The organism is Deltaproteobacteria bacterium PRO3, from assembly GCA_030263375.1.
Classification (GTDB): Bacteria; UBA10199; UBA10199; order DSSB01; family DSSB01; genus DSSB01.
The window spans coordinates 1-3,825 of the sequence record SZOV01000169.1 but is presented as its reverse complement, the minus strand read 5'-3'; the positions used below and the strand labels follow the sequence as shown (position 1 = coordinate 3,825).

The 3,825-nt window shown below is 71.7% G+C and carries 2 protein-coding genes; both read right to left on the bottom strand.

The window, feature by feature from the left end; all coding sequences use genetic code 11:
- A partial coding sequence (locus FBR05_14985; GenBank protein ID MDL1873484.1) for a hypothetical protein occupies positions 1 to 1,359 on the bottom strand: 1,359 nt, incomplete at its 3' end.
- A gap of 108 nt (positions 1,360 to 1,467) precedes the next feature.
- A partial coding sequence (locus tag FBR05_14980) for an FHA domain-containing protein (protein MDL1873483.1) occupies positions 1,468 to 3,825 on the bottom strand: 2,358 nt, incomplete at its 5' end.

Here is a 3,825-nt window from a genome sequence, read left to right as displayed (position 1 = left end):
GGCGTAGTTTTCCAGGGAGCCGTCGACCGGCAGGAGGCGGACCAAGAGCTCCCGCCGCCGCGCGATGGCCCCGGCGACCTGTCCCTCGATGCGCAGGTTGAGGGCGTTCCACAGCTCGACGCGCAGCCGGGCGGCTAAGAGGGCGGCCAGGCGAATGGATTCCGCGTCGCGGCCTTGCGCGGCGCCCCAGCGTTGCGCGTCCCGGCCGATCACGCCCTCGTCGGGCGGCGGGTCGCTGCCGCGACGGCCGCGAATAATGGGCGGCGAGGGCGGGCCGCCCTGCTCGCCCTCCATGAGGATGTTCAACTCGCGGGCGCGTACTTGGGGCTCGAGCGACAGGGCCCAGGCGAGGCGCGGGCTTAAGGCGGGCTTGACGGGAGGGCCGGAGAGCTCGGCCTGCAGGTCGAGGCCCCGCTGCCAGGCGTCGAAGGACTTCCCGAAGAGGGGACGACTGAGGGCGCCGGCGATATGGAATTGCAATAGGAGGGCGAGGGAATCGACGAGCGTCGTCGCCCCGTCGAGGCGCGGCCGCAGGCCGAGGCGTTCTTCCAAGGCATGACCGACTTGGATGCCGGTCAAGAGGGCGCCCTGCTGGAACAGCGTCTGTAGGGGCCCTTCGCGAACGGCCCCTACGGGGGCGGCAAACCTACGGTACGCGGCGCCGCCCCCCCACCCCGCCAATTTCAACCCCCCCAAGACCAGATAACTCGACGCGACCTCCCGTCCGAAGGTCTCGCCGCGCCAATCCTGCCCCCGCCCCAAGGCCGCGCCGCCCAGCTTGGCGCCGAGCGCGAAGGCCGGCGCCTCCAGGGCGAAACCCGCCAGCGCCGCCGCGCCCTTAAGGCCGGGGCCGCGCGTCAGGAGACCGGGCGGCAATTGCAGCAGGCCGCGCAGCGCCGTAAGGCGCGTCATGCGATAGACAGCCCCGGCCGCGCCCATGGCGAAGAGCGTGCTGGGCTCGAGGGCCTCCCGCGTCAGGCGCCGCAGCAGGACCTCGGCACGGGGGCCTAGGGCGCCGCAGCCGAGGATCGCGTCGAGGCCCTCTTGTGCGCGGGTCCGAAGGGGCCCTTCGCGCAGGGCCCCTACAGCCGGGGCCTCCTGCAAGACCGCCGAATATAATTCCGCCGCCAGCTCCGGTTGCGCCGCCTCCAGGCGCCGCCCGAAATTCATCAAGTCGCGATAAAAGATTTCCGGATCGGTCTCCCGCCCCAGCGCCTCCAGCTCGCGGGCCTGCGCGGGACTCCAAGGCAAGTCGCGCAGCCGCGCCCAGCCGCCTTGCGGGTCGTCGAAAGCAAGAGTCTGCTTGTCCTGGCGAGGCCTCGATCCGATGCGGATCCCGGCCGTGTCTCCCCAGTTCATGTGGCACCCGATTCGTGCCCCGAAATTCCGCCCTCGGGAACGTCACGGTGCGAGCGATGTCGCGATGGCCGCTGGATCGGCATTAACCCAGGAAGGTTGCGATATCCATCAAGATTCGGGAAGGGCGGTCACGGGGTCGCCGACCGCCAGGTCGAGGACCTCCATATTGGGGACCCAGAGTTGCAGGCCGGGCATCCCCAGCTCGGGGGTGTTGGCCTCGAGGGTGAGCAGGCTGTAGCCCTCGCGGAGGTTCCGCACCAGGCCGGCGACCCGGTACCATTGCTCCGGCGCGGCGTCGACGTCGGGGACCAAGTCGACACGGTAGGCCCGCGCCTCCGCCTCTCCGGCGAAGCCCGTGAAGCCGTAGACGACCTGCGGCGGGAGGACGCGGAGCCCGCGCAGGCCCTCCAAGGCCTGGACGACGGAGTCGCGGGCCTCGCCCAAGACCGCCACCGAGGTAATGCGGCCGGTGGCGCGGGCGTCGACGGAAAGCATGGCCTCTTCGATTCGGCGGCCCTGGTCGCGGTGCCGCTGGGTTACGTTGCGGACGGCGGGGCTCCCGTCGTCGAAGGCGACGATCTGACCGTTGCCGGCCTCGAAGAGGACGCGGACGTTGCGGACGAGGCGCTCCTCCTTGTTGTCGTAGACGGTGCCGCTGGCCAGGGCGCTGTACAGCGAGCCGGCGACGGGCAGTCCTTGGACCTCGCGGATGTCGCCCATCAGTATTCGCATGTTCACCATCGCCCGCGAGCCGCCGGCGAAGCCCGCGAACTCCTCCGCCCAGCCTTGGCGCTGCCGTCGCCGGACGGTGACGTCGATGCCGCGCGTGGTGGTGCGCACGCGCTGACCGTCGCCCGCCACCTCCGACCTCAGTCCCCGATAGGCGGCCTCGATGGCGTCGAAGGCCGCCAGCTCCTCCGGCGCCGTGAAGTGGCGGCGGAAGAGTTGGACGATCTCAAAGAGCCGGTTGAGCCGGTCGCCGATCGCGTTCAGCTCCTGGAGGGCGACGGTGTAGAACGGAAAATCCCCCCGCTCCTGCCGCAGCCGCTCCAGGCCTTGGCGATAGGTCTCGAGGCGCTGGCGCAGGACCCCGTCCCAGCGCGGCATGCGCAGCGACTGGAAGGAGGGGCGCGTCAGGCCCGAGGCCGGCGTCGCGACGGGCACCCAATGCTCCTCCTTGCCGCAGATCTGACGGTGGATTCGCAGGAGGGAGCGCAAGGTGTCCGTCCGCGCCGCGGCGCCGCGCTGCTCGTGCGGGTCCAGCCAGTCGGGCTGGCTCAAGCTCATCTCTAAGAGGGGCATGGGCGTGCTGAGGGTATTGGAGAAGCGCTGAATTTCGGAAAAGATCTCTTCCGGGTCGCGGAAGGCGGCGACGGGCGTGCTGTCGCGGCGCGGTTCCTCGGCGGGTTCGGGCGTCGCGGGGCGTGAGCCGAAGAGGCCTTGGACCTGCTCCAGCAGGTTGCGCCGCGGCCGCGGCGGGACCGGAGTCTGCGGGGGCCGCGGCAGGCGGAAGACGAAGATCGCGGGCGCGTCCCGCTCCTCGACGGGGCTGCGGCCGAGGCGGCGGGTGACCGTGACGAATTCCCCCGGCTCCTCCGCGCTGGGCTCGGTTCCGAAGACATCGCGCCCGGCCTCGGCCACGAATTCGACCGTGTCCCGATCGCGCAGCTCGTACCATTGGAAGGGCGCCAGGTTGCGGCCGTTGATGCGCAGGCCCCGCGAGCCGTCGTGGGCCCGCACCTCCACCCTACCGGCGACGACCCGCAGGTCCATGTGGCGCCGCGAGATGTGGCGCAGGTGGTCGGGAAAAAGATTTTCCACCGCCCGGCTCGCGCGGCCCAGCGTCAGGACTTGGCCCTCGGCGGGCGGCGCCAGGAAGCGCTGGTTCTCCGGCACGGCCTCGGGCGGCGGGGCGAGGAAGTAGCGCTCTTCGGAAAAATTCGGATTCTCAAACCAGCCGAGCAGACCGGCGTGGGGCGGTCGGTCGGAGCCGCGCCGCGCACCCTCGCCCGGATTGGCTCGCACCACCATGGCGACGCCGCCCGCGAGCAGGCTGCCCATCCCGGCGAGCAGCCATGGGAAGTCGGCGCCACCGCCCGAGGCCATCCCGACCGAGGCCTCGGCCAAGGAGGGATGGAAGAGCAGGCCCAAGCCCGAGCCCGCCGCCAGCAGGGCGGTCAGGCCGCCCGGCGGCGCGGAGTTCGCGGCCGGGCGCGGCGCGCGGCTGCGCGACCAAACGGCGAAGGCGCGGTGCCGGATCTCGAAACTCCCGTCTTCCCACAGGGCCTCCAAGGCGCGTCGGGCCCCTTCGTGTTCCCCGCCTGCCAAGAGGGCCTCGGCGGCGCGCAGCCGGACGGCGGGGAAGCGGCTCTCCAAATAGGCCTCCAGCCGCTCACTCGCCTCCGGGCTCGCGCCCAGCTCCAGCCGGGCGCGCGCCGCCTCGACTTGGAGGCGCTCGGTGGCCTG